General features: G+C 63.1%; 23 protein-coding genes and 1 rRNA gene. 23 read left to right on the top strand and 1 reads right to left on the bottom strand.

Annotated features, from left to right (window positions below; genetic code table 11):
* Window positions 1–141: 141 nt before the first annotated feature.
* The 21 genes from argS (at window position 142) to AB0I57_RS16885 (ending at window position 21,867) form a co-directional block, all read left to right on the top strand.
* Entirely contained in the window at window positions 142–1,797 is a 1,656-nt protein-coding gene (gene argS, locus AB0I57_RS16785; protein WP_358337434.1) for an arginine--tRNA ligase, read from the top strand.
* Entirely contained in the window at window positions 1,794–3,215 is a 1,422-nt protein-coding gene (gene lysA, locus AB0I57_RS16790) for a diaminopimelate decarboxylase (protein ID WP_358337437.1), read from the top strand. The genes argS and lysA overlap by 4 nt, the downstream gene beginning before the upstream one ends.
* The gene (locus AB0I57_RS16795; RefSeq protein ID WP_358337440.1) at window positions 3,212–4,525 is read left to right on the top strand and encodes a homoserine dehydrogenase; all 1,314 of its coding nucleotides are present in this window, start codon (window positions 3,212–3,214) and stop codon (window positions 4,523–4,525) included. Before lysA ends, AB0I57_RS16795 begins: the two co-directional genes overlap by 4 nt.
* A complete protein-coding gene (thrC, locus tag AB0I57_RS16800) occupies window positions 4,522–5,604 on the top strand; it encodes a threonine synthase (RefSeq protein ID WP_358337443.1) in 1,083 nt (360 codons plus the stop codon). The genes AB0I57_RS16795 and thrC overlap by 4 nt, the downstream gene beginning before the upstream one ends.
* Before the next feature lie 35 nt (window positions 5,605–5,639).
* Window positions 5,640–6,593 (top strand): homoserine kinase, encoded by a 954-nt coding sequence (gene thrB, locus AB0I57_RS16805; protein ID WP_358337446.1) that lies wholly within the window; start codon window positions 5,640–5,642, stop codon window positions 6,591–6,593.
* A 324-nt stretch (window positions 6,594–6,917) separates the two neighbouring features.
* On the top strand, window positions 6,918–8,975 hold the full coding sequence (gene rho, locus AB0I57_RS16810; RefSeq protein ID WP_358337449.1) for a transcription termination factor Rho: 2,058 nt from the start codon (window positions 6,918–6,920) through the stop codon (window positions 8,973–8,975).
* 225 nt (window positions 8,976–9,200) lie between these two features.
* Window positions 9,201–9,443 carry a 50S ribosomal protein L31 gene (rpmE, locus tag AB0I57_RS16815; protein WP_358337452.1) on the top strand — a complete coding sequence of 81 codons (243 nt, stop codon included), beginning with the start codon at window positions 9,201–9,203 and terminating at the stop codon, window positions 9,441–9,443.
* A gap of 90 nt (window positions 9,444–9,533) precedes the next feature.
* Window positions 9,534–10,613: a peptide chain release factor 1 gene (prfA, locus tag AB0I57_RS16820; RefSeq protein WP_358337455.1), complete on the top strand. Its 1,080-nt coding sequence runs from the start codon at window positions 9,534–9,536 to the stop codon at window positions 10,611–10,613.
* A gap of 107 nt (window positions 10,614–10,720) precedes the next feature.
* On the top strand, window positions 10,721–11,650 hold the full coding sequence (gene prmC / locus AB0I57_RS16825) for a peptide chain release factor N(5)-glutamine methyltransferase (protein WP_358337458.1): 930 nt from the start codon (window positions 10,721–10,723) through the stop codon (window positions 11,648–11,650).
* A complete protein-coding gene (locus AB0I57_RS16830; protein ID WP_358337461.1) occupies window positions 11,647–12,303 on the top strand; it encodes an L-threonylcarbamoyladenylate synthase in 657 nt (218 codons plus the stop codon). The genes prmC and AB0I57_RS16830 overlap by 4 nt, the downstream gene beginning before the upstream one ends.
* A complete protein-coding gene (locus AB0I57_RS16835; protein WP_358337463.1) occupies window positions 12,300–13,478 on the top strand; it encodes an MraY family glycosyltransferase in 1,179 nt (392 codons plus the stop codon). The genes AB0I57_RS16830 and AB0I57_RS16835 overlap by 4 nt, the downstream gene beginning before the upstream one ends.
* 38 nt (window positions 13,479–13,516) lie before the next feature.
* A complete protein-coding gene (locus AB0I57_RS16840; protein ID WP_358337466.1) occupies window positions 13,517–13,990 on the top strand; it encodes a hypothetical protein in 474 nt (157 codons plus the stop codon).
* A 325-nt stretch (window positions 13,991–14,315) separates the two neighbouring features.
* Window positions 14,316–15,095: a F0F1 ATP synthase subunit A gene (gene atpB / locus AB0I57_RS16845; RefSeq protein WP_358337469.1), complete on the top strand. Its 780-nt coding sequence runs from the start codon at window positions 14,316–14,318 to the stop codon at window positions 15,093–15,095.
* An 87-nt stretch (window positions 15,096–15,182) separates the two neighbouring features.
* Complete coding sequence (locus tag AB0I57_RS16850) at window positions 15,183–15,431, top strand: ATP synthase F0 subunit C (RefSeq protein WP_358337472.1); 249 nt, start codon at window positions 15,183–15,185, stop codon at window positions 15,429–15,431.
* 9 nt (window positions 15,432–15,440) lie between these two features.
* Window positions 15,441–16,001, top strand: coding sequence for a F0F1 ATP synthase subunit B (locus tag AB0I57_RS16855; RefSeq protein WP_358337475.1), 561 nt, complete (start codon window positions 15,441–15,443; stop codon window positions 15,999–16,001).
* A gap of 5 nt (window positions 16,002–16,006) precedes the next feature.
* Complete coding sequence (locus tag AB0I57_RS16860) at window positions 16,007–16,831, top strand: F0F1 ATP synthase subunit delta (protein ID WP_358337575.1); 825 nt, start codon at window positions 16,007–16,009, stop codon at window positions 16,829–16,831.
* Between the two features lie 63 nt (window positions 16,832–16,894).
* Window positions 16,895–18,538, top strand: coding sequence for a F0F1 ATP synthase subunit alpha (gene atpA / locus AB0I57_RS16865; protein ID WP_358337478.1), 1,644 nt, complete (start codon window positions 16,895–16,897; stop codon window positions 18,536–18,538).
* A gap of 48 nt (window positions 18,539–18,586) precedes the next feature.
* Complete coding sequence (locus AB0I57_RS16870; protein ID WP_358337480.1) at window positions 18,587–19,567, top strand: F0F1 ATP synthase subunit gamma; 981 nt, start codon at window positions 18,587–18,589, stop codon at window positions 19,565–19,567.
* Between the two features lie 3 nt (window positions 19,568–19,570).
* A complete protein-coding gene (gene atpD / locus AB0I57_RS16875; RefSeq protein WP_358337483.1) occupies window positions 19,571–21,022 on the top strand; it encodes a F0F1 ATP synthase subunit beta in 1,452 nt (483 codons plus the stop codon).
* 6 nt (window positions 21,023–21,028) lie between these two features.
* On the top strand, window positions 21,029–21,397 hold the full coding sequence (locus AB0I57_RS16880) for a F0F1 ATP synthase subunit epsilon (RefSeq protein WP_358337486.1): 369 nt from the start codon (window positions 21,029–21,031) through the stop codon (window positions 21,395–21,397).
* Between the two features lie 47 nt (window positions 21,398–21,444).
* A complete protein-coding gene (locus AB0I57_RS16885) occupies window positions 21,445–21,867 on the top strand; it encodes a DUF2550 domain-containing protein (protein ID WP_358337577.1) in 423 nt (140 codons plus the stop codon).
* Window positions 21,868–21,877: 10 nt separating this feature from the next.
* Here AB0I57_RS16885 and AB0I57_RS16890 read toward each other — a convergent pair whose 3' ends face one another.
* Window positions 21,878–22,453, bottom strand: coding sequence for a cob(I)yrinic acid a,c-diamide adenosyltransferase (locus AB0I57_RS16890; RefSeq protein WP_358337489.1), 576 nt, complete (start codon window positions 22,451–22,453; stop codon window positions 21,878–21,880).
* 54 nt (window positions 22,454–22,507) lie between these two features.
* Between AB0I57_RS16890 and murA the strand changes: the two genes are divergently transcribed.
* Together murA and AB0I57_RS16900 are read left to right on the top strand one after the other, a co-directional pair.
* On the top strand, window positions 22,508–23,785 hold the full coding sequence (gene murA / locus AB0I57_RS16895; RefSeq protein WP_358337492.1) for a UDP-N-acetylglucosamine 1-carboxyvinyltransferase: 1,278 nt from the start codon (window positions 22,508–22,510) through the stop codon (window positions 23,783–23,785).
* A gap of 622 nt (window positions 23,786–24,407) precedes the next feature.
* Window positions 24,408–24,495: ribosomal RNA gene (locus AB0I57_RS16900) — 16S ribosomal RNA — on the top strand; the annotation flags it as partial.

Raw genomic sequence — 24,495 nt, forward strand, 5'->3', positions numbered from 1 at the left:
AGGCGCCACTATACTTTTCCTGTCCGAGCGTAACCAGGGGCAGTGGCTCGGTCACGCTTGTGGATGGTCGCGTTGCTCACTGCAGAAGTTGCCGGAAGGCAGATCACAGCTCGATACGCGTTAGCCATAGGATAGATACCTGTGACTCCAGCCGACCTTGCCGAACTGCTCCGCGGAACCGCCGCGGCCGTGCTCGCCGATCGCGGACTCGACGCGTCCGTACTTCCCCAAAAGCTCACGGTCGAGCGGCCGCGGAACCCTGAGCACGGCGATTACGCCACCAACATCGCTATGCAGGTGGCCAAGAAGGTCGGTGCGAATCCTCGTGAGCTGGCGACGTGGCTCGCCGAGGCTCTGACTGCAGTCGACGGCATCGACAGCGCAGAAATCGCAGGCCCCGGGTTTCTCAATATCCGACTGGGCGCCGACGCGCAGGGCGCGATCGTCGCCAAGATCCTGACGGAGGGTGAACAGTTCGGTCGGGGCGACACACTCGCAGAGAAGAAGATCAACCTCGAGTTCGTTTCCGCCAACCCGACCGGGCCCATCCACCTCGGTGGAACGCGTTGGGCGGCCGTCGGCGATGCGCTCGGCCGGATTCTGACCACCCAGGGCGCAGCTGTTACGCGCGAGTACTACTTCAACGATCACGGTGCGCAGATCGACCGGTTCTCCCGGTCCTTGATCGCGGCAGCCAAGGGTGAACCCGTACCAACGGATGGATACGCGGGTGCGTACATCGCCGACATAGCCTCCGAGGTGCTGCGCCAACGCCCCGATGCGTTGGAACTTCCCACCACCGACCAGCAAGAGGTATTCCGGTCGATCGGTGTCGATCTGATGTTCGCCCACATCAAGCGCACTTTGCACGAGTTCGGTGTCGACTTCGACGTGTACTTCCACGAGAACTCACTGTTCGAGTCCGGCGCTGTCGAAAAGGCAGTCGAGGAGCTGAAGTCCTCCGGGAACCTCTATCAGGAGGACAGCGCTTGGTGGCTCAGGAGCAGCGACTTCGGCGACGACAAGGATCGGGTCGTCATCAAGCGGGACGGCCATGCCGCGTACATCGCAGGTGACATCGCTTACTTCCAGGACAAGCGCTCCAGGGGATTCGACCTGTGCATCTACATGCTCGGTGCGGACCATCACGGCTACATCGGCCGACTCAAGGCTGCCGCCGCGGCGTTCGGTGACGACCCGGATACCGTCGAGGTCTTGATCGGGCAGATGGTGAACCTGGTCCGCGACGGCGTACCCGTGAAGATGAGCAAGCGTGCAGGCACCGTCATCACGCTCGACGACCTCGTCGAGGCGATCGGTGTCGACGCGGCGCGCTACGCGTTGATCCGGTCGTCGGTGGATTCGAGCATCGACATCGACCTCGAACTGTGGACGAGCACCGGTAACGAAAATCCTGTCTATTACGTCCAGTACGCGCACGCCCGCCTCGCCTCGATCGCACGCAACGCAGCCGACCTCGGGATCTCCGCAGACAACCCGGACCTGTCACTTCTGGTCTCGCCTCAGGAAGGTGACCTCATCCGCACGCTCGGTGAATACACCCGAGTGCTGTCCAGTGCGGCGAATCTGCGTGAGCCTCATCGCGTTGCGAGGTATCTCGAGGAACTCGCAGGGGCGTACCACCGCTTCTACGGTGCGGGCCGCCGCATCTTGCCTCAGGGTGACGAAGACCCGGCGCCGATCCACACCGCACGACTGGCGCTGTGCATGGCGTCTCGTCAGGTTCTGGCCAACGGTCTCGCACTGCTCGGCGTCAACGCACCGGAACAGATGTGAACGCGCACCCAGCGGGCCCCAAGCACGCCGAGCATCAACATGCTCCCGGACTGCCCGAGCGACCCACCGATCCGGAAGCATTCGCCGCGCTGTCCCCACAGGTGTGGCCTCGGAACGCGTACCGTGGCGCTGACGGTGTCGTGAGTCTGGCCGGGGTTCCGGTGACAGATCTCGTCGAGAAGTACGGCACCCCACTGTTCGTGGTGGACGAAGACGATTTTCGGTCCCGTTGCCGCGACATGGCGCGCGCGTTCGGGCCGACGGCCAGAGTGCACTATGCGTCCAAGGCTTTCCTGTGCGGTGAGATCGCCCGTTGGGTTGCGGACGAGGGCTTGTCGCTGGACGTCGCCTCAGGCGGTGAATTGGCGGTTGCCTTGCATGCAGGATTCCCGTCTGAGCGAATTGCGATGCACGGCAACAATAAATCGGTCGCCGAACTGACGGCTGCGGTGTCGGCCGGTGTCGGGCACATCGTGCTCGACTCCGCGATGGAGATCGACCGACTCGACAGGGTGGCCGGAGAAGCCGGCGTAGTCCAAGACGTACTGATCCGGGTGACGGTAGGTGTGGAGGCGCACACCCACGAGTTCATCTCCACGGCTCACGAGGACCAGAAGTTCGGGTTCTCGATTTCGGATGGAACGGCGATCGACGCGGTTCGGCGAGTGTTTGCAGCCGACAACCTGAGATTGGTGGGCCTGCACAGTCACATCGGGTCCCAGATATTCGACGTCGACGGATTCGAGGTGGCAGCGCACCGCGTCATCGGGCTGCTGGGACACATCGTCGCGGAGTTCGGTGTGGACAAGACAGCCCAGATCTCGATAGTCGACCTCGGCGGCGGCCTGGGAATCTCTTACGTTCCTACCGACGACCCGCCGCCGATCGATCAACTCGCCGACAAGCTCGGTGACATCGTTCGCAACGAGTCCGCCTTGGCGGGTCTCCCCGAGCCGACGCTGGCCGTCGAACCGGGTCGTGCGATCGCCGGACCCGGAACGGTTACGCTGTACGAGGTCGGGACGATCAAGGATGTCACGGTCGGTAGCTCCCTGTCCCGCCGGTACATCAGTGTGGACGGCGGCATGAGCGACAATATCCGCACTGCCCTGTACCAGGCGGAATACGAGGCCAAACTCGTCTCCCGGATCAGCAACGCCGAACCTGTGGTGTCCCGGGTGGTGGGGAAGCACTGCGAGTCGGGCGACATCGTGGTCCGCGACACCTGGATGCCCGAGGACATCGACGCTGGAGATGTTCTGGCCGTAGCTGCCACCGGTGCATACTGCTATTCGATGTCGAGCAGATACAACATGCTCGCCCGCCCTGCCGTGGTGGCTGTGCGCGACGGACGCTCGCGCGTGATCCTCCGGAGGGAAACCGTGGAAGACCTGCTGAGCTTGGAGGTACAGGAGTGACGAGTGAATCGGCGCATTCCGCTATCGGTGTGGCCGTCCTCGGCCTCGGCAACGTGGGGAGCGAGGTGGTGCGCATCCTGCAGGAGCACAGCCGAGACCTCGAGGCTCGTGTCGGTGCGCCGCTGGAATTGCGCGGTGTAGCTGTTCGCCGGCCCGGAGCCGACCGTGGAATCCCGGAGGAGCTGCAGACCACCGACGCGGCAGCCCTCGTGGCCCGCGATGATGTAGACATTGTCGTCGAGGTGATCGGTGGCACGGAATTGCCACGCAAGCTGATCCTTTCGGCGCTGAACTCAGGCAAGTCCGTCGTGACCGCGAACAAGGCTTTGCTCTCGGAGCACACCGGAGAACTGGCCGAGGCCGCGGAGATGCACAGCGTCGATCTGTACTTCGAGGCTGCGGTGGCGGGCGCAATCCCCGTAATACGTCCGCTCTTTCAGTCGCTTGCCGGCGACCGGGTGGACCAGGTCGCCGGAATCGTCAACGGAACCACCAATTTCATTCTGTCGGCGATGGACGAGACCGGCGCGGACTACGCCGCGACACTCGAAGAGGCCGGACGACTGGGCTACGCCGAGGCCGATCCGACGGCCGACGTAGAGGGCTATGACGCCGCGTCCAAGGCCGCCATTCTCGCGTCCATCGCCTTCCACACCCGGGTAACGGCTGCGGACGTATATCGGGAAGGGATCTCCAAGATCACCGCGGAGGACCTGACATCGGCCCGGGCGCTGGGTTGCACGATCAAACTGCTGTCCGTCTGCGAGCGGATCACCACAGATGAAGGCGAGGAGCGGATTTCCGCCCGGGTCTACCCGGCTCTTGTGCCACTGAGTCATCCGTTGGCGTCTGTGAACGGCGCATTCAATGCTGTCGTCGTCGAGGCCGAGAACGCGGGACGCTTGATGTTCTACGGACAGGGTGCAGGCGGCGCTCCCACCGCGTCGGCTGTGATGGGCGATCTGGTGATGGCGGCACGCAACAAGGTGAACGGCGGTCGCGGACCGCGCGAATCGAAGTACGCTAAGCTGAAGATCGCGCCAATCGGCGACATCCCTACGCGCTACTTCGTCAGCATGCAGGTGACCGACAAGGCGGGTGTTCTGGCGGCCGTAGCCGCCGAATTCTCTCAGCACGGCGTGAGTATCTCCACCGTGCGGCAGGAAGGCGCGGGCGACTGTGCCCGCCTCGTCGTCGTCACGCATCTCGCCAAGGATTCCGCATTGTCGGAAACTGTTGCGGCACTGAGTAAAAAAGAATTCGTTACCGCTGTGACCAGCGTTCTGCGACTGGAAGGCACCGAACAATGACCGGCACCTGTAATCCCGTTCACGCCCCCTGGCCGGGACTGATCGAGGCCTACCGAGACCGACTCGCCATCGGACCCAACTGGAAGACGGTCACTCTACGCGAGGGCGGCACCCCACTACTACCGGCCGAGCATCTCTCGGAAGTCACCGGGTGTGAGGTCTACCTCAAGGTTGAGGGGCTCAATCCCACAGGTTCGTTCAAGGACCGGGGCATGACGATGGCCGTCACCGACGCGTTGGCCCGCGGTCAGCAGGCCGTGCTGTGCGCGTCCACGGGCAACACGTCTGCATCCGCTGCCGCATATGCTGCCAAGGCGAAGATGACCTGTGCCGTCCTGGTGCCGCAGGGCAAGATCGCGATGGGCAAGCTCGCGCAGGCCGTTATACACGGCGCGCGGATCATCCAGGTGCAGGGCAACTTCGACGACTGCCTCGAACTGGCGCGCAAGACTACTGCGGAGTTCCCGACGATCGGACTCGTGAACTCGGTCAACCCGGTTCGTATCGAGGGCCAGAAGACTGCAGCGTTCGAGATCTGCGATGCGCTCGGTAAAGCTCCCGACGTGCATGCGCTTCCGGTCGGCAACGCAGGCAACATCACCGCGTACTGGCGCGGGTATTCCGAGTATTACGCGGATGGACTTGTCGGCGTGAAGCCCCGCATGCTCGGCGTACAGGCCGCCGGCGCCGCGCCCCTGGTCCACGGCGCACCGGTGCGGGATCCGGAGACGATCGCGACTGCGATACGGATCGGTTCGCCCGCATCCTGGAACGGCGCGATCAGTGCGAAGGAAGAGTCACACGGCGCCTTCCGCGCCGCGACCGACGAAGAGATCCTCGAGGCATACCGTCTGATTGCCAGGACCGAAGGTGTATTCGTCGAACCCGCTTCGGCCGCGAGCGTCGCGGGTCTGCTCGCCGCTCGCAAGGAGGGTTGGTTGGATTCGGGGCTCACCGTCGTGTGCACGGTCACCGGCAATGGCCTCAAGGACCCGGACACTGCATTGTCTGGGATGCCTGAGGTGCAACCGATTCCGGTCGATCCCGTCGCTGTCGCCTCCGCCCTCGAGCTGGCGTAGTGGTGGCGACCGCACCGCAGAATCAGACGGCCGCCATGACACAGACTCTCCCCGCAGGGCTCACCGTGACCGCGCGCGTTCCCGCGTCGAGTGCGAACCTCGGCCCAGGCTTCGACACGCTCGGTATCGCGCTGTCGCTATACGATGAGATCACGGTCACTACGACGGGTGCGGGACTGAACATTCGGGTCGAGGGGGAAGGTGCAGACGATGTTCCATCGGGCCCGTCTCACCTAGTGGTTCGCGCGATCGAGCGGGGCCTGGAATCGGCAGGTGTCTGGGCAGAAGGTCTGGATGTGTTGTGCCGCAACACGATCCCTCATTCTCGGGGCCTGGGTTCTTCGGCTTCTGCCGTCGTCGGAGGATTGGCTGCGGCCAGCGGCCTAGCCGCGAAGCTTGACCCCGACAACGGGTTGTCGCTCGATCAACTGGTGCAACTGGCATCTGAGTTCGAAGGGCACCCGGACAACGCCTCGGCGAGTGTGCTCGGGGGTGCCGTCGTGTCTTGGACCAGTGAGCCAGAGGCGGGGTCAGCCGGCGACGCCCCGAAGGCAGCCCGCCGCGTGTACCAAGCGGTGCCACTGAAAGTGCACCCAGCGATCCGCGTGGTCGCACTGGTACCGGGGGTGCGTTCGTCAACCGCTCACACCCGAGGGCTGTTGCCCGAGATGGTTCCGCACCGTGATGCTGCATTCAACATCAGCCGTGGAGCTTTGGCTGTGGTTGCGCTCACAGGGCGTCCGGACCTATTGGTGGCGGCCACCGAGGACAGGCTGCATCAGCCGCAGCGCGCTCCGGCTCTTCCTCTGACGACCAAGTGGATTTCGATTCTGAGAGACGCGGGAATTGCCGCAGCTGTGTCGGGAGCGGGGCCGACTGTGCTTGCACTGACTACCGAGCCATTCCCTGTCGATCTTCGAGCGCTCGCCGAAGCCGACGAGTTGCAACTTCTCGAACTCGACGTCGCGGGCGGAGTCGAGATCACCTGACACGCCGTCGGACTCTCTCTTGCTCCTGCGGTCGTTGCCAGCTATTCTGGGCATTGTCCGTACATCGTGCGCTTCAGACGCCGGTGCTCTACCAGGACAAATACTCCAGATAATCGGGGTTGACGAGTTCTGGCATGATCTTCCGCACTATCAGTTGTGTAGGGATTTCGAGCACATGCCTGTTTCAAGGTGGTGTGATGGCGGGCAAGCCGGCAGTTCTTCGCACGCAACTACGTACGGCACATCCGAATTCGGTACATGACCCGAATTGCGGGACGAACCCTCTACTCTGCGCAGTGCAAGTGAGGGAAGGAAAGGACCTCCGTGACCGATACGGACCTCATCGCCGCTCCTGTGAACGCCTCTTCGGTGGATACCGTTGGCGCACAGGCAGGGGACACTTCACAGGCGCCGTCGACCGCACACGAAACCGGTGCAGTCGCGGCCTCGACAATGCGCGCCGAGACCCGCCGAGGCTCGGGCCTGTCCGGAATGGTGTTGACCGAACTTCGCGCCATTGCGGGCGAGCTGGGTATCAAGGGCATCTCGGGGATGCGCAAGGGCGACCTGATCGCCGCAATCAAAGAACGGCAGGGTGGTTCTGTTGCCTCACCCGAGCCGACAACCCGTGGCCGGGCGACGCGCGCGAAGCGCGAACAGTCCACGCAGACCCAAATTGCGGTGACTCCGGACGCTGCGACCTCGACTGCGCCCACCGACGGGGTGGTGTCGCAGAAGGCGGCTGGGTCGACGGTGGTCGACACCGCGGCCGCTGACACCGCAGTCACCGACACCGCGGTCACCGAAGCCCCAGAGGGCGGTCGCCGTGGGCGTCAGCGTCGCGGGTCTTCACGTCGCGCCGGTGCACCGGACCAAGGGGATCAGGGAAGCAGCGTCCAGGATGCTGCCCCGCAAACCGTTTCCGCGGCCCCGCAGACCGAGGGTAAGCAGGCCGACGATCGTCAGGATTCTGCCGAGAAGTCCGGCAAGCAGGACGGCTCCGGCGAGCAACGCGGCGAACGCGGCCGACGCGAGCGCGGCGACAACCGTGGCGACCGTGGTGACAACCGCGGGGACCGTGGCCAGGGAAATGGCGGCCCGCGTAGCAACGACAACCGTCCGGGTGACGACGAGGAAGGTGGCCGCAGTCGTCGCGGACGTCGATTCCGTGAGCGTCGTCGTGGTCGCGACCGCGGCGATGGCGGGGATGCCCGCGAGACCGAGATCCGGGAGGACGATGTCCTTCAGCCCGTCGCCGGCATCCTCGATGTTCTCGACAACTACGCCTTCGTGCGTACCTCCGGCTACTTGGCCGGGCCCAACGACGTCTACGTGTCGATGAACCTGATCCGCAAGAACGGTCTTCGCCGAGGCGATGCGATCACCGGCGTCGTTCGCATCGGGCGTGAGGGCGAGCAGGGTAATCAGCGGCAGAAGTTCAACCCGCTGGTTCGGATCGACACAGTCAACGGCGGCGACGTCGAAGCGGCCAAGAATCGCCCCGAGTTCGGCAAGCTCACCCCGCTCTACCCTAACCAGCGATTGCGTCTCGAAACGACGCCGAACGTCCTGACGACTCGTGTCATCGACCTGGTGATGCCGATCGGCAAGGGACAGCGAGCGCTGATCGTAAGCCCGCCGAAGGCAGGCAAGACCAGCGTGCTGCAGGCCATCGCCAATGCGATCTCGACCAACAACCCAGAGTGCTATCTCATGGTCGTGCTGGTCGACGAGCGCCCAGAAGAGGTCACCGACATGCAGCGCTCGGTGAAGGGCGAGGTCATTTCCTCGACCTTCGACCGCCCGCCGGGCGACCACACCTCGGTTGCCGAGTTGGCGATCGAGCGTGCGAAGCGTCTGGTGGAAACGGGCAGAGACGTCGTAGTCCTGCTGGACTCGATCACCCGACTCGGCCGTGCGTACAACAATGCCTCGCCTGCATCGGGGCGAATCCTCTCCGGTGGTGTCGACTCGACTGCGCTCTACCCGCCGAAGCGATTCCTCGGCGCTGCGCGCAATATCGAGAACGGTGGTTCGCTCACTATCATCGCGACAGCGATGGTCGAGACCGGATCAACCGGCGATACCGTGATCTTCGAGGAGTTCAAGGGCACCGGCAACGCCGAACTCAAGCTTGACCGCAAGATCGCGGAGCGCCGAGTGTTCCCGGCCGTGGATGTCAACCCGTCGGGTACACGAAAGGACGAGTTGCTACTCGGCCCGGATGAGGCTGCCGTGATACACAAGCTCAGGCGTGTGCTCTCAGGCCTCGATTCGCACCAGGCAATCGATCTACTGATCGACCGACTCAAGCAGAGCAAGAGCAACCTCGAATTCCTCATGCAGGTATCGAAGACTGCTCCGGGTGCGATCGGCGACTGACATCAACCCGAACGAAGCCCGGCGACGATCATCGCCGGGCTTCGTTGTTTCCCCAGGAAGAACGACTGTGGAACAAAGTTCGAGAAGACCGCGTTGATCGCACTGCAGGACGCATGCCCACTGGGGTCAGAGGCTCGCAATCTGGCATACTGGGCGGCCGAGTCCGGTTCCGGTTCACGTCTTCGAGCGGCGAAGGCGACCCGGCGACCATTTGAAAGGGACACCATGAAGTCAGGCATTCATCCCAATTACGTGGCCACCACCGTGGTCTGTGGTTGCGGAAACACTTTCGAGACCTACAGCACCAAGGAGACTGGACGTATCAACGTCGAGGTCTGCTCGCAGTGCCACCCGTTCTACACGGGCAAGCAGAAGATTCTGGACACCGGTGGACGCGTCGCTCGCTTCGAGGCCCGCTACGGAAAGCGAGCCGGCAAGGGCGCAGCCAAGGAAGCCAAGAAGTCCTAGCTGTTCCGCCGACGCCTGTCCTGCGATAATTGCAGGTCGGGCGTCGGCTTTTTTGTGCCCACCCCGAGAGAACGCAGAGAGGAGTGAACAATGGCAGGGGCCACCCAGCCTTCGGCCATCGACGACATCCTGGCTGAATACGCAGGCCTGGAGCAGCAGCTGGCCGACCCATCTCTGCACGATGACGCATCAACGGCACGCAAGGTCGGCAAGCGATTCGCCGAGTTGGCGCCCATCATGGCGACGATTACCAAGCTGGAGTCGGCGCGGGAGGATCTCGACGCCGCGCGTGAGTTGGCAGCAGATGATTCCAGCTTCGCAGGCGAGGTGCCGGAACTTGAGGCGACGGTCGAGGAATTGGACAAGACGCTCACCGACCTTCTCGCCCCGCGAGACCCTCACGATGGCGACGACGTGGTGCTCGAGGTGAAGTCGGGTGAGGGCGGTGAGGAATCCGCACTGTTCGCATCGGATCTCGCGCGAATGTACTTGCGCTACGCCGAGCGTCACGGGTGGCGCGTCGAGATTCTCGACGCGACGATCTCCGATCTCGGTGGATACAAGGAGGCGACACTCTCGATCAAGTCGAAGGGCGATGTGAGGGACGGTGTCTGGGCGCGCCTGAAGTTCGAGGGCGGCGTTCATCGCGTACAGCGTGTACCCGTTACGGAGTCGCAGGGACGTGTCCATACGTCGGCTGCGGGCGTCCTCATCTATCCAGAGCCGGAAGAGGCTGCTGAGGTGCAGATCGATGAAGCGGATCTGCGCATCGACGTCTACCGGTCGTCGGGCAAGGGCGGTCAGGGGGTCAACACCACAGATTCCGCCGTCCGGATCACGCACTTGCCGACCGGCATCGTGGTGACTTGCCAGAACGAACGGTCACAGCTGCAGAATAAGGCTCGTGCCATGCATGTGCTCGCCGCTCGATTGCAGGCCGCGGCAGAGGAGGCAGCGGAGGCCGAGGCCGCGGCTGGGCGACAGAGTCAGGTGCGCACCGTCGACCGTTCCGAACGTATTCGCACCTACAACTTCCCGGAGAACCGCATCACCGATCACCGAATCGGGTTCAAATCGCACAATCTCGACGCGGTCCTGGACGGTGACTTGGACGCGCTGCTCGACGCGCTCGGAAAGTCGGACCGCGAAGCGAGGCTTGCGGCCGAGTAGAGATCTGCGCTGGATCGAAACGTGTGGGGCGGCTCAGCGGCGGGTTCAACCCCCGGAACAGCAGGGACCGGCGCATCCGGTTGATGTGTGCATGGCAGGCTGTACCTGTGAGTCGCCTTCCACTTCGTCTGGCTTTGATCGACGCAACCCGGCACCTCGAAGAGGCCGGAGTGCGTAGCGCTCGCGCTGATGCCGAACTGCTCGCGGCACACCTACTGGGTGTGGAGCGCACGCGACTGGGCTTGGTACCGCTCGTCGACGAGTCGATGATCGACGCCTACGAGAAGATGGTGAACCAGCGCGCCAAACGGATACCTTTGCAGTACATCCTTGGTACAGCCGCTATGGGTGACATCGATGTGGAGGTCGGGCCCGGTGTCTTCGTGCCACGACCCGAGACGGAACTGCTGTTGGGTTGGGCGCTGGCATCGCTCGCGGGTTGCGATCAGCGCCCGCCCGTGGTCCTGGATCTCTGCACCGGATCCGGCGCGCTCGCGCTCGCGATCGCCAATGCGCGCCCGGACGCCGTTGTGCACGCCGTCGAACTCGAACCGAATGCCCTCAGCTGGGCGCGGCGAAACGCAGGCGCCCGGGAACAAGCCGGCGACACGCCGATCCGGTTGTATCAGGGCGATGTAACCGATCGCACACTGCTGGCGGGGCTCGAGGGCTGCGTGGACCTGATCGTTGCGAACCCGCCGTACATACCGGAGGGCGCCGAACTCGAACCTGAGGTCGCCGAGCACGACCCCCACAGCGCACTGTTCGCCGGCCCGGACGGCCTGTCCGTGATCAAGCCGATGATCTCGAATGTTGCACGTTGGTTGCGCATAGGTGGGGCGGTCGGGATCGAGCACGACGACTCCAACGGCGCCGCCGTGGCGGCCCTGTTCGAATCTCGCCGTGTGTTCGGCGATGTCGCCGAACATCCGGACCTCGCCGGGAAGCCGCGGTTCGTGGTTGCTCGCCGTATCGCGACAGCTATCGAGGCACAGCGTGCGGAGCTCCGCTCCGAGGGTGAAAGAATGAGCGGGTGAGTACCGTCTACGACTGTGGCAGCCCAGATACCCGTGCCGCTGGAATGAGTGCGGCCAAGAGTGCGTTGAAGGCTGGACGACTCGTCGTTCTACCTACGGACACGCTGTACGGGATCGGTGCCGACGCCTTCGATGGTGCGGCCGTCGCCTCTTTGTTGCAGGCCAAGGGGCGTGGGCGCGACATGCCGGTCCCAGTACTCGTGGGCTCGTGGAAGACCGTCGACGGTCTTGTCTACAGCGTTCGATCGCAGACCCGCGATCTCATCAGGGCGTTCTGGCCGGGTGGCCTGAGTCTTGTTGTGGAGCAAGCGCCTTCGCTTGCGTGGGATCTCGGTGATACGCAAGGCTCGGTGATGTTGCGCATGCCACTGCACCCGGTCGCGCTCGAATTGCTGCGAGAAGTCGGGCCCCTGGCGGTGTCGAGCGCCAACGTCTCCGGTCAACCACCCGCCACCACTGTCGACGAGGCTCGTGAGCAACTACGCAGGTCGGTGAGCGTGTATCTGGACGGCGGACCGGCACAGCATGCGCAGGCATCGACGATCGTCGACCTGACCGGCGAGGCTCCCCGGATCCTTCGTGAGGGCGCTGTGTCCTCTGGCGATATCGCCGACGTGCTCGGAGTGACGGCGGAGAGTTTGTCCACACAGTGAACGCGGCCGATTCGGCCGGTGTGGTGCTGGCTCAAGCAGGAGGGGGAGCAGGGGTTCCACTACGCGAACTCCTTCTCGTTCTGTTCACTGCCGCAGTGGTGACATATCTGGCCACTGGAGCGGTGCGATTGTTCGCGATTCGGTTCGGGGCGGTCGCCATTCCGCGTGAGCGGGACGTTCATGTCCAGCCCACGCCTCGCCTCGGGGGTGTCGGAATATATCTGGGCATACTGGTCGCCCTGCTGTTCGCGCATCAACTTCCCGCCCTTGCCAGGGGGTTCGAGTTCACCTCCGACATCCCCGCGGCGCTGGTCTCGGGCCTGGTGATCGTGCTGGTCGGGGTAGTCGACGATCGGTGGGGTCTCGATGCGCTCACCAAGTTCGTCGGCCAGGTCACCGCGGCGGGCATCCTCGTCGTGATGGGGGTCAGCTGGTTCATCATCTACATGCCGTTCGGGGACGTCACCGTCATCCTCGACCAACTCCAGGCAGGGCTGGTCACCGTGGCCGTTGCGGTCGTGATGATCAACGCCATGAACTTCGTCGACGGACTCGACGGGCTCGCCGCTGGTCTCGGCCTGATTGCTTCACTCGCGATCTGCATGTTCTCGGTCGGACTTCTCTACGACCAGGGCGGTGATGTCAGTGCGTATCCGCCTGCGCTCATGGCTGCGGCGCTCGCGGGCGCATGCCTCGGGTTCCTTCCCCACAATTTTCAACCGGCCAGGATCTTCATGGGCGACTCCGGCTCGATGCTGATCGGTCTCATGCTTGCGGCTATCTCCACAAGCGCTTCGGGGCGCATCCCGCTCACCGCATACGGCACCCGTGATCTTCTGGGTCTGCTCTCGCCTCTGCTGCTGGTCGGTGCTGTGATGTTCATTCCAATCCTCGATCTGCTGCTCGCGATCGTCCGGCGTACCCGTGCTGGTGTGAGCCCGTTCAGCCCCGACAAGATGCACCTGCATCATCGGCTTCTTCAGATCGGGCATTCACACCGCCGTGTCGTGCTGTTGATCTACTTGTGGGTCGGCGTCCTGGCCTTCGGCGCAGTTGGATCAGCCTTGTTCGACCGCCGTGTTGTCGTGCTTCTGTTGGCGGGAGGCCTGGTCTTCGCGCTCGTCGTCACTGCTGTGCCGTCGATCCGCGGGCAGCAGCAGGATCATCACGGCTGATCTGCGGTTTGTTGCAGCCATGTGGCGATCCACTACCCTTGGCAACCGTGACTTTCACTCCCGCTTCCACACCTGATCAGACCGCTGCGTTGAGGGCGGCTGTCCGGTATGGGTTTTTAGGTCTGCTTGCGTTGGCAGCTGTCGGTTCCCTCATAGCGGCGCTCGTCGCGGGTACGCCCGGTCTCTACGGTGCGCTGCTCGGCGCCGCGGTCGGGGGTGGGTTCATTCTGTGCACGGCTCTGGGCGTGCTGTTCACCGCGAAGCTGCCGGCGGTCACCGCCGGAGCGGTGCTACTCGGCACTTGGTTGCTGAAGATGATCCTCGCGATCACGGTCTTGGCGATCCTCAAGCCGCTCGACTTCTACAACGACATAGCATTGGTGCTGGTCATCGTGTTTTCTTTGGTGATCGTGCTGGGTTCGGAAACGTACGGAGTGTTGAATTCGAAGGTTCCCTACGTCGAGCCGAGCGCACAGGAAGTCGCCGATCCGCCTGGAGGTGGAAACAAGTAGTACTACGAAAGGTAGTAATTTCGAATCGACCCGGACCCCGTCTACGCAATGTCGTAGGCGACTTGATAAGGTCTGGGCCAAGCGAGGACAATTATGCCGCGAGTAAGTTACTCGTGGGTATTGCACCTCGTAGGTGGCCGCAGTTGTACGGCCGCCGAGTCGACGAGAGTCGCCGACACCGACAGACGCCGGGCTAACTCAGTCCGCAGCAGCTGACGAATCAGCGAGTCGCGCTTGTCGACTTGTTTGGATCGTCAATGTCCGATCGAACCGCAGCCAACAGGTTGCGGACCGACTACGGGAGAGAACGCTGAGCGTCACCTTCATGGCCGCGGAGGAATATCAACCGCCGTCACTCGTGGATTTCTACCCGCCCGCAGTGTTGTTCGAGGGTACCGCCTTCGAACTCGACCGCTTGGTGCTGATCCGTCTCCTGATGTCGGGGCTGGTCGCGCTCTTCTTCGTCATCGCGATGCGGAGCCCGAAGCTCGTTCCGACTGGTGTCCAGAATGTTGCCGAGTACGCGCTCGATTTCGTTCGGATCCACATCGCCGAAGAGATCCTCGGCAAGGAGCAGGGCAAGCGCTTCCTGCCGATCATCACGACGATCTTCTTCCTCGTGTTGGCAAGCAACTTCGCAGGGATCATTCCTTTCCTGAACATCTCGCCCAACGGGCGAATCGGTATGCCGCTCGTGCTCGCGGCCCTTGCATACATCACGTTCAACTACGTGGGCATCAAGAAGTTCGGATTCTTCAAGTACGTGAAGAGCAGCATCGTCGTCCCCGGCGTGCCGTTGCCTCTGCACTTCTTGCTGATACCGATCGAGTTCATCTCGACCTTCATCCTCCGACCGTTCACCCTCATGGTCCGACTCATGGCCAATTTGCTCGCCGGACACATCTTGCTTGTGCTGTTCTTCAGTGCCACGCAGTTCTTCTTCTTCACCACGGGCGGCTTCCAGTCAGTGTTCGGTGTGGCATCTCTTGCCGCCAGCATCGGGTTCACCTTCTTCGAGCTGCTGGTGATCTTCCTACAGGCCTACGTGTTCGCGCTGCTCACGTCGGTGTACATCGACCTTGCATTGCACGCGGATTCGCACTAGAACCACGAAACTTTCACGACCCGCTACACCAAGATTTGAGCCTCCAGCCGAATTCGGCAGAGGTCAACAGAAAGGGAACGGAACACAATGAGCCTCGCGTACCTGGCACAGGAAACGATCGAGACCACCACCACGGCAAGCGGCTACGGAGCCATCGGCTACGGCCTCGCCGCGATCGGACCCGGCATCGGCGTGGGCATCGTCGTGGGTAAGGCGATCGAGGGTATGGTCCGCCAGCCCGAGATGGCCGGACAGGTTCGTACCACGATGTTCCTCGGTATCGCCTTCACCGAAGCCCTCGCGCTGATCGGCCTCGTCGCCGGCTTCATCTTCTAAGAAGACAACATGCCAACCACCATCGCATTGCTCGCAGCCGCCGGGGAGGAACAGAATCCGCTCCTGCCCGCGACGTATGACATCACCTGGTCGATCGTCGCCTTGGTCGTGGTCGGCTTGGTCTTCTGGAAGTACGTCCTTCCGATGTTCCAGAAGGTTCTTGCCGAGCGCACTGAGCAGATCGACGGCGGCATCAAGAGGGCTGAAGAGGCGCAGGCCGAAGCCAAGGCGGCGCTCGAGCAGTACCGTGCCCAACTCGCCGAAGCTCGTACCGAGGCCGCGCAGATCCGTGAGGACGCACGCGCCCAGGGGCAGCAGATCATCGATGAGATGAAGGCGCAGGCTCAGGAAGAAAGCGACCGCATCGTGGCCGCCGGCCACAGCCAACTGGTCGCCCAGCGTCAGCAGATCGTCACTGAACTGCGTGGCGACCTCGGCCGCACCGCAGTCGACCTTGCTGAAAAGGTCATCGGCGAGTCTCTCGCTGATGAAGTGAAGCGGGCCGCCACGGTCGACCGATTCCTGAACGAGCTCGACACCATCGGCGCAAACTCCGTAGCAGGGAAGTGAGCACCATGTACGCAGCGAGCCGTGAGGCCTTGACGCAGACCCGTGCTGCGTTGTCGACGGCCTTGGGATCTGTCTCTGCCGGAGCAGGCCTAGCGGCCGCGGCTCAGACCGGAGCAGAGCTGTTCTCGGTTGTCGAGACCCTGGACGATCAGCGCACTCTCCGCAGCGCACTGTCAGACAACTCGACGACCGGAACCGCTCGCGAGAGTCTGGCCGAGCAGGTATTCGACGGCAAGGTATCTTCCGCGACCCTCGCCGTGCTGAAGGTGGCTGCGGGCCAGGACTGGTCGTCCACCTCCGACCTGCTCAACTCGCTGGTGCTTCTAGGGAGGGAGTCGCTCCTGAAGGCGGCTTCCGACCAGAACCAGCTCGACGCGGTCGAAGATGAGCTGTTCCGTCTCGGCCGCATCGTCGCCGGAAACGCGAACCTCGAGCAGGCTCTGTCCGATCGTTCCGTACCCGCGAAGAGCAAGCGCGACCTGCTCTCCAAGTTGTTGTACGGCAAGGTCACCGCTGTCACCGAGGCGCTGGCAAACCAGGCCGTGGGACGATTGAAGTCAGCTCCCGCGGATGCCTTCGACGAATTGGCAAATCTTGCCGCGGCACAGCGGGAAACCGTTGTCGCCAAGGTACGGAGTGCTTCCGCTCTGACTGCAGAGCAGTCGGATCGGCTGGCCGCCACCTTGACCCGTACCTACGGGAAGCCGGTGACGGTTCACGTGGAGGTCGATCCCGAACTCCTCAGCGGCTTGGTCGTCCGGGTGGGCGACGAGGTGATCGACGGCAGTGCTGCGGGACGCCTCGCGGCGCTGCGGAAGTCCCTCACGTAGTCCTCAGTCCGTTCACAAATCCCCAGATCTTTTCGAAGACCAGACACCGAGAGCAGGAAAAACATGGCGGAGCTGACGATCTCCTCCGACGAGATCCGTAGCGCGATCGACAACTACACCGCGAGCTACTCCCCGGAGGCCTCCCGCGAAGAGGTCGGCGTTGTGACCGACACCAGCGACGGCATCGCACACGTCAGTGGCCTGCCTTCGGCGATGGCCAACGAACTGCTGGAGTTCCCCGGCGGGGTTCTGGGCGTCGCTCTGAACCTGGACGCCACCGACATCGGTGCCGTCATCCTGGGTGACTTCGAGAACATCGAAGAAGGCCAGGAAGTCAAGCGCACCGGCGACGTCCTGTCGGTGCCCGTGGGCGACGGCTTCCTCGGCCGCGTCGTGAACCCCCTCGGGCAGCCGATCGACGGCCTGGGCGACATCGAGAGCAACGAGACCCGCGCACTCGAACTCCAGGCTGCTTCGGTGCTCGAGCGTCAGCCCGTCGAGGAGCCGCTTCAGACCGGCATCAAGGCGATCGACGCGATGACCCCGATCGGTCGTGGCCAGCGTCAGCTCGTCATCGGTGACCGTAAGACCGGCAAGACGGCCGTCTGCATCGACGCGATCCTGAACCAGAAGGCGAACTGGGAGACCGGCGACAAGAAGCAGCAGGTGCGCTGCATCTACGTCGCGATCGGTCAGAAGGGTTCCACCATTGCGGGCGTCAAGGCTGCGCTCGAGGAGCAGGGCGCGATGGAGTACACCACCATCGTTGCAGCTCCCGCCTCCGACTCGGCCGGCTTCAAGTGGCTCGCACCATACACCGGTTCTGCAATCGGCCAGCACTGGATGTACCAGGGCAACCACGTCCTCGTGGTCTTCGACGACCTCACGAAGCAGGCCGAGGCCTACCGTGCGATCTCGTTGCTGCTGCGTCGCCCGCCGGGACGCGAGGCATACCCCGGTGACGTCTTCTACCTGCACTCGCGCCTGCTCGAGCGTTCGGCCAAGCTGTCCGACGCGCTCGGTGGTGGCTCGCTGACCGCGCTGCCGATCATCGAGACCAAGGCCAATGACGTCTCTGCATACATCCCGACCAACGTCATCTCCATCACCGACGGTCAGGTGTTCCTCGAGTCCGACCTGTTCAACAAGGGCGTCCGTCCGGCGATCAACGTCGGTATCTCGGTCTCCCGAGTCGGTGGTGCCGCGCAGACGAAGGGCATGAAGAAGGTGTCCGGCTCGCTGCGTCTCGAGCTTGCTCAGTTCCGTGAACTCGAGGCCTTCTCGGCCTTCGCTTCGGACCTCGATCCTGCCTCCAAGGCTCAGCTCGAGCGCGGTGCCCGCCTCGTCGAGTTGCTCAAGCAGGACCAGTACAGCCCGATCCCCGTCGAAGACCAGATCGTGTCGATCTACCTCGCAGGCGAAGGAGCCTTCGACAGCGTCCCGGTCGGAGACATCCGTCGTTTCGAGTCGGATCTGATCGAGGACCTGCGCCGCAACGCGTCGTCGGTCTACGAGAGCATCGCGGGCGGTAAGGCTCTCGACGAGGAGAACGCCACGACGCTGAAGAAGGCGGCCGACAAGTTCAAGGAGGGCTTCATCGCCTCCGACGGAAGCCGGGTGGTGAACGAGGCCGAGGCTGAAGCTCTGGATGCGGCCGAGGTGGGCCAGGAGCAGGTCACCGTCAAGCGCACCACCGTCAGCAAGTGAGCGGAAGGCCGATGACGCTGCGAAACATGAAGGGAGAGTGATCGATCGATGGCCAGCATTCTCGAGCTCCGATCGCGCATCAAGTCGGTCAACTCGACCAAGAAGATCACCAAAGCGCAAGAGCTGATCGCGACATCGCGGATCACCAAGGCGCAGGCCAGGGTTGCCGCGTCGAAGCCCTACGCAGAGGAGATCACCAAGGTTCTCAGCGAGCTGGCAAGTGCGTCGGCTTCGCTGGACCACCCGCTGCTCAACGAGCGCCCCAATCCCAAGCGCGCCGCGGTCCTGGTAGTCACCAGTGACCGCGGTATGTGCGGCGGATACAACTCCAACATCCTCAAGGAGGCTGAGGAGTTGTTGCAGCTGCTGCGCAGCGAGGGCAAGGATCCGGTCGTCTACGTGCTCGGGTCCAAGGGGCTGGGGTACTACACGTTCCGCGGTCGCAGTCTGGGAGGTGCATGGACCGGGTTCTCACAGGATCCGGCCTACGCCGACGCTGCCAAGGCCAGCAGGCACCTCGTCGAGCTGTTCATGGCCGGATCGGGTTCCGAGGTTCCCGCGCCGAACGGTGTAGGAACGATCGAAGGCGTCGACGAACTGCACATCGTCTACACCCGTTTCGTGTCGATGCTGACCCAGACTCCCGAGGTTCGCCGGATGGCTCCGCTCGAGGTGATGGTTGCCGAGGAGCACGTCGAACTCGGTGACGACATGTTGACCAATGGTCACGGAGATGGCGGATCGGAACCGGTCGCCGGATACAACTTCGAGCCGGAACCTGACAAGTTGCTCGGTACCCTGCTGCCGAAGTACATCAGTACCCGCATCTACTCCTCGCTGCTCGATGCCGCGGCGTCGGAGTCGGCTGCCCGCCGCACCGCCATGAAGGCCGCGACGGACAACGCAAACGAGCTGGTGAACACGTTGAGCCGTCAGGCAAACCAGGCTCGCCAGGCCCAGATCACCCAGGAAATCAGCGAGATCGTCGGCGGCGCGAATGCGCTTGCCTCGAGCGCAGGAAGTGACTAAGCAATGACCGCAGCAGTAACCGAAAACAACGGGGTAGGCCCGGATTCGTCCGTCGCCGGCCGCGTCGTGCGGGTCATCGGTCCCGTCGTGGACGTTGAATTCCCGCGTGGTGCGATTCCTGAACTCTTCAACGCCTTGCACGCCGAGGTCACGCTTCCCTCGGTCGCGAAGAAGCTGACCCTCGAGGTCGCACAGCACCTCGGCGACAACCTGGTGCGCACCATCTCGATGCAGCCGACGGATGGTCTCGTCCGCGGCACCTCTGTGTCCGACACGGGCAAGCCGATCTCCGTTCCTGTCGGTGACGTCGTCAAGGGCCACGTGTTCAACGCCCTGGGCGATTGCCTCGACGCTCCCGGCACCGGTCGTGACGGCGAGCAATGGGGCATCCACCGTAAGCCGCCGGCCTTCGACCAGCTCGAGGGTAAGACCGAGATCCTCGAGACCGGCATCAAGGTCATCGACCTCCTCACCCCGTACGTCAAGGGTGGAAAGATCGGTCTGTTCGGTGGTGCCGGCGTCGGCAAGACCGTTCTGATCCAGGAGATGATCACCCGTATCGCCCGTGAGTTCTCCGGAACCTCGGTGTTCGCGGGCGTCGGTGAGCGTACCCGTGAGGGCACCGACCTCCATCTCGAGATGGAAGAGATGGGCGTCCTTCAGGACACCGCCCTCGTCTTCGGTCAGATGGACGAGCCGCCGGGAACGCGTATGCGTGTCGCCCTGTCCGCGCTGACCATGGCGGAGTACTTCCGCGATGTGCAGGGCCAGGACGTGCTGCTGTTCATCGACAACATCTTCCGTTTCACCCAGGCGGGTTCAGAGGTGTCGACCCTTCTCGGTCGTATGCCATCCGCCGTGGGGTACCAGCCGACCCTGGCTGACGAGATGGGTGAGCTGCAGGAGCGCATCACCTCGACGCGCGGACGCTCCATCACCTCGCTGCAGGCGATCTACGTGCCCGCCGACGACTACACCGACCCGGCGCCGGCCACTACGTTCGCGCACCTCGATGCGACCACCGAGCTCTCACGCCCGATCTCGCAGATGGGTATCTACCCCGCTGTGGATCCGCTGAGTTCGACCTCCCGCATCCTCGAGCCCGGCATCGTCGGTGCCGAGCACTTCCGGGTCGCCAACGAGGTCAAGCGGATTCTGCAGAAGTACAAGGAACTGCAGGACATCATTGCCATTCTCGGTATGGACGAGCTGCAGGAAGAGGACAAGGTCCTCGTCGGCCGAGCCCGTCGTCTGCAGAAGTTCCTCGGCCAGAACTTCATCGTCGCAGAGAAGTTCACCAGCCAGCCCGGTTCCGTGGTGCCGCTCCGCGATACCATCGAGGCGTTCGACCGCGTCTGCAAGGGTGAGTTCGATCACCTGCCCGAGCAGGCATTCAACAGCTGCGGTGGTCTCGACGACGTCGAGGCTGCAGCCAAGAAGATCACTGGGAAGTAGTCGACGATGGCTGAGATGACCGTGGAACTCGTCGCTGTGGAGCGACGGTTGTGGTCTGGTTCGGCGACTCTCGTCAGCGCGCAGACAACCGAGGGCGAGATTGGTGTCATGCCTGGGCATGAGCCGGTTCTCGGTGAGTTGGTCGAGGGCGGCGTGGTCTCGGTCACGACGACCGACGGCGAACGTATCGTCGCAGCTGTGCACGGGGGGTTCCTGTCCGTGACCGCGAAGACTGTCACGATCCTTGCCGAGTCCGCCGACTTGGCCGAGGATATCGATGTGGCTGCGGCCAGGGCCACGCTCGACGCGGGTGGAGACGATCTCGAGGCGATTGCCATCGCCAAGGGGCGAATCCGTGCTGTAGAGCGCGCCTAGGAAGACGCGAGAGACCGCGACGGAGCTGGCGACCAGTGGCAATCGGAATGACGGTGTTGATCATTCTGGTTGTGCTGGCCACAGCCTTCGTCGCGGTTCTCCTGTATCGGCTTGCAGTCATGCGCCGCGGGGGTACCGCGGCCATCCTCCGTGCGGTACCTGCCGCAGCGGGGATTGGGTGGCGCCACGGCGTCATCCGCTACGGCGAGAGTTCCCTCGTCTTCTTCAAGTTGTCGAGCTTGCGTCCCGGCCCTGATTCGCGCATCGAGCGCCAGGGCGTAGAAGTCGAAGGTCGTCGTAGCCCCGAAGGCTCCGAATTCGACATCATGTCCGACGAAATCGTCATCCTCTCGGTCAGGGACCGGGAAAGGGCATACGAGATCGCATTGGACGTCGGCGCGCTCACAGCGTTCCTGTCGTGGGTCGAGTCACGTCCGTCGGGCCGTTGGGTCCGCGGCCGGCGCGCCTGATCAGGTCTGATCAGGATTGCCCTGCTCCGGGCTTCCAGAGCACGTCACCTTCGGGATTGGCAAGTCTGCTCACGATGAACAGCAAGTCGGACAGCCGGTTGAGATATTTCGCCGGAAGAACGCTCGTATTCTCCGGGCTTGCGTCGATGGCAGCCCACGCGGATCGTTCAGCCCGCCTCGTGACCGTTCGCGCAACGTGCAGCAGGGCTCCCAAGGGGGTGCCGCCCGGGAGTATGAACGAGTGCAGTGGCTCGAGGCGCTCGTTCAGCTCATCGCACCAGGCTTCGAGGCGGTCGACATATTCGTCGGTGATCCTGAGCGGCGGATGTTTCGGCTCGTCCACCACAGGTGTGGAAAGGTCGGCCCCTGCGTCGAACAGGTCATTCTGGATCTGCTGGAGGATCGACCGAATCTCCTCCGGCGGGTTGCCCAGCGCGATTGCTACTCCGATCGATGCGTTGGCCTCGTCGCAGTCGGCGTAAGCGATCAGACGCGGATCGTTCTTCGAAACGCGAGAGAAGTCACTGAGCCCAGTGGTTCCGTCGTCGCCCGTCCGCGTGTAGATCTTGGTGAGGTGTACGGCCATAACGTTACGGTACCGGCCACCCGGGCCGGCTTTCGTGGCTCTAGGCTATGTTCCGTGAGCGAACGCTTCCTTGTTACTGGCGGTAGCCGCCTCGAAGGTGAAGTGTCTGTCGGGGGCGCGAAGAACAGCGTTCTCAAGCTGATGGCGGCTGCGCTACTGGCGGAGGGCACCACAACTGTCACCAACTGCCCGGACATTCTCGACGTCCCACTCATGGCCGACGTCCTGCGTGGACTCGGATGCGAGGTGGAACTCGACGACTCGAACGTCCGAATCACCACCCCCGCTGAGCCCAAACATCATGCCGATTTCGCGGCAGTCCGCCAGTTCCGCGCGTCCGTGTGCGTCCTCGGCCCTCTCGTTGCTCGTTGCCGGCGTGCTGTCGTTGCGCTGCCCGGTGGTGATGCCATCGGTTCGAGGCCACTCGACATGCACCAGTCGGGTCTCAGGTTGCTCGGTGCGCACAGCACGATCGAACACGGTTGTGTGGTGGCTCAGGCGGATGATCTGCACGGAGCGAACATCCGCCTGGCCTTTCCGTCTGTAGGCGCGACCGAGAACATCCTGATGGCTGCGGTACTGGCCAACGGTGAGACGGTGATCGACAACGCAGCTCGCGAGCCCGAAATCGTCGACCTGTGCAACATGCTCGTCGAGATGGGAGCGAAGATCCAGGGGGCGGGGTCGTCGACGCTGACGATTCAGGGTGTCGCAAAGCTCCAGCCGACCACACACCGTGTCATCGGTGACCGCATCGTCGCGGCGACGTGGGGGATTGCCGCATCGATGACGTGTGGCGATATCACCGTCCGCGGAATCAGCCCGAATCATCTTGGCCTGGTTCTAGACAAGCTACGGGTGGCGGGAGCCACGGTCACCGTCGAGTCCGATGGTTTCCGCGTGGTTCAGAAAGCCCGGCCGACGGCCGTGAATTTCGCGACGCTGCCGTATCCCGGATTTCCGACCGATCTGCAGCCGATGGCGATCGGGCTGGCTGCAGTGGCTGAGGGGACGTCGATGATCACAGAGAACGTCTTCGAGGCACGGTTCCGATTCGTCGAGGAGATGATTCGGCTGGGCGCGGATGCCAGAACGGATGGCCATCACGCGGTTATCCGTGGGATCGCGCAGTTGTCGAGTGCGCCAGTCTGGTCGTCGGACATCCGCGCCGGCGCGGGCCTCGTGCTGGCCGGTCTCGTTGCCGAGGGTGTCACGGAAGTGCATGACGTCTTCCACATCGACCGTGGCTACCCGTATTTCGTCGAGATCCTCCAGAATCTCGGTGCCCAGATCGAGAGGGTAGGCACCGACTCTGCTGATAGGCCATGCTGATGATCGATGAGTTCGGCATCACAACCACGATGTGACCTCGAGGGCTGGGATCACCTCCGGCTCACCGGATCTGACCACGGGAATCCGAACGAACGCCAACCGTGACCTGCCGATTTGGTTTTGGGCGTGGGGTGAGCGTAGTTTTGTTCGGGTCAGAGCGACACGGACGCCGACTTCCGCCTGAGGGCGGATGGCACGAGGTTGTACGGAGTGCCTGACAGTAGTTCGGAGTCCATCAGTATGTATGGTGGTACTCCAAATCTCTGGAATTCCTTGTCCGGGACCCGGTTTGCGCCTGTGTCGCGGTGAAGGTAGACTGGAACGGTTGCCTCGGGGCTGCTGACGGTGGTGTTGGTGGTTCTGGTGTGTGCGTGTTCTTTGAGAACTCAACAGTGTGTCGATGAATGTCAGTGCCAAATTTTTTGGTGCCCGCATCGTTGTCGTGCCGGCCTCTTGTGTAGGGGTGGGTGTGGTGGTGGTGTGGGTGTGCTGGGTGCGTCTCATTTCTTCCGTCTGGGGCGTGCCGGCAGAGTTTTTGCTAGTTTGAGTTTTTTTGCTGGTGATTTGACTCTTTTTGTCTTTGACTGATTGGCAGGGTTTGGTCCCTGTTGATTGTGAGTCTTCAACGGAGAGTTTGATCCTGGCTCAGGACGAACGCTGGCGGCGTGCTTAACACATGCAAGTCGAGCGGTAAGGCCCTTCGGGGTACA

This window comes from Rhodococcus sp. NPDC049939 (assembly GCF_040656415.1).
GTDB lineage: Bacteria > Actinomycetota > Actinomycetes > Mycobacteriales > Mycobacteriaceae > Rhodococcus_F.

Bases quoted from the DNA above. Each gene is read 5' to 3' on its own strand.
- thrC (WP_358337443.1), top strand. From the start codon at position 4,522: ATGACCGGCACCTGTAATCCCGTTCACGCCCCCTGGCCGGGACTGATC.
- thrB (WP_358337446.1), top strand. From the start codon at position 5,640: ATGACACAGACTCTCCCCGCAGGGCTCACCGTGACCGCGCGCGTTCCC.
- rpmE (WP_358337452.1), top strand. From the start codon at position 9,201: ATGAAGTCAGGCATTCATCCCAATTACGTGGCCACCACCGTGGTCTGT.
- prfA (WP_358337455.1), top strand. From the start codon at position 9,534: ATGGCAGGGGCCACCCAGCCTTCGGCCATCGACGACATCCTGGCTGAA.
- atpB (WP_358337469.1), top strand. From the start codon at position 14,316: ATGGCCGCGGAGGAATATCAACCGCCGTCACTCGTGGATTTCTACCCG.
- AB0I57_RS16850 (WP_358337472.1), top strand. From the start codon at position 15,183: ATGAGCCTCGCGTACCTGGCACAGGAAACGATCGAGACCACCACCACG.
- AB0I57_RS16855 (WP_358337475.1), top strand. From the start codon at position 15,441: ATGCCAACCACCATCGCATTGCTCGCAGCCGCCGGGGAGGAACAGAAT.
- AB0I57_RS16860 (WP_358337575.1), top strand. From the start codon at position 16,007: ATGTACGCAGCGAGCCGTGAGGCCTTGACGCAGACCCGTGCTGCGTTG.
- atpA (WP_358337478.1), top strand. From the start codon at position 16,895: ATGGCGGAGCTGACGATCTCCTCCGACGAGATCCGTAGCGCGATCGAC.
- AB0I57_RS16870 (WP_358337480.1), top strand. From the start codon at position 18,587: ATGGCCAGCATTCTCGAGCTCCGATCGCGCATCAAGTCGGTCAACTCG.
- atpD (WP_358337483.1), top strand. From the start codon at position 19,571: ATGACCGCAGCAGTAACCGAAAACAACGGGGTAGGCCCGGATTCGTCC.
- AB0I57_RS16880 (WP_358337486.1), top strand. From the start codon at position 21,029: ATGGCTGAGATGACCGTGGAACTCGTCGCTGTGGAGCGACGGTTGTGG.
- AB0I57_RS16885 (WP_358337577.1), top strand. From the start codon at position 21,445: ATGACGGTGTTGATCATTCTGGTTGTGCTGGCCACAGCCTTCGTCGCG.
- AB0I57_RS16890 (WP_358337489.1), bottom strand. From the start codon at position 22,453: ATGGCCGTACACCTCACCAAGATCTACACGCGGACGGGCGACGACGGA.